1 protein-coding gene is annotated in these 605 nt (G+C 69.8%); it reads left to right on the top strand.

Features of this window, described 5'->3' with window-relative positions; translation table 11 throughout:
• Positions 1 to 16: 16 nt before the first annotated feature.
• A partial coding sequence (locus LK10_RS11810; RefSeq protein WP_231567743.1) for a thiamine pyrophosphate-dependent enzyme occupies positions 17 to 605 on the top strand: 589 nt, incomplete at its 3' end.

Genomic DNA, 605 nt, shown 5'->3' with positions numbered 1-605 from the left:
CCCCTACACCCAGTTCATGCCCAAGGAGGGCCAGGCCCGGGGCGTGCAGATCGACATCGACCCCGGCATGATCGGGATGCGGTACCCGTACGAGGTCAACATCGTCTCGGACGCCGCCGCCGCGCTGCGGGCCCTGATCCCGCACCTGCGCCGCAAGGAGGACCGCTCCTGGCGCGAGGGCATCGAGTCCAACGTGGCCCGCTGGTGGGAGACCATGCGCGCCCAGGCCATGATCTCCGCCGACCCGGTGAACCCCATGCGGGTCTTCTCCGAGCTCTCCGACCGGCTCCCCGCCGACGCGATCGTGACCGCGGACTCGGGCTCCTCGGCGAACTGGTACGCCCGCCAGCTGAAGTTCACCGGCCGCGTCCGCGGGTCCCTCTCCGGGAACCTGGCCACCATGGGCCCCGGGGTCCCCTACGCGATCGGGGCCAAGATCGGCCACCCCGACCGGCCCGTGATCGCGTTCGTCGGCGACGGGGCGATGCAGATGAACGGGCTCAACGAGCTCATCACCATCAAGCGCTACTGGCACGAATGGGCCGACCCCCGCCTGATCATCGCCGTCCTGCACAACGACGACCTCAACCAGGTCACCTGGGAGA

Source organism: Sinomonas humi (assembly GCF_000802235.1).
Taxonomy (GTDB): Bacteria; Actinomycetota; Actinomycetes; order Actinomycetales; family Micrococcaceae; genus Sinomonas; species Sinomonas humi.
This window is presented reverse-complemented; position numbering and strand designations above follow the sequence as displayed.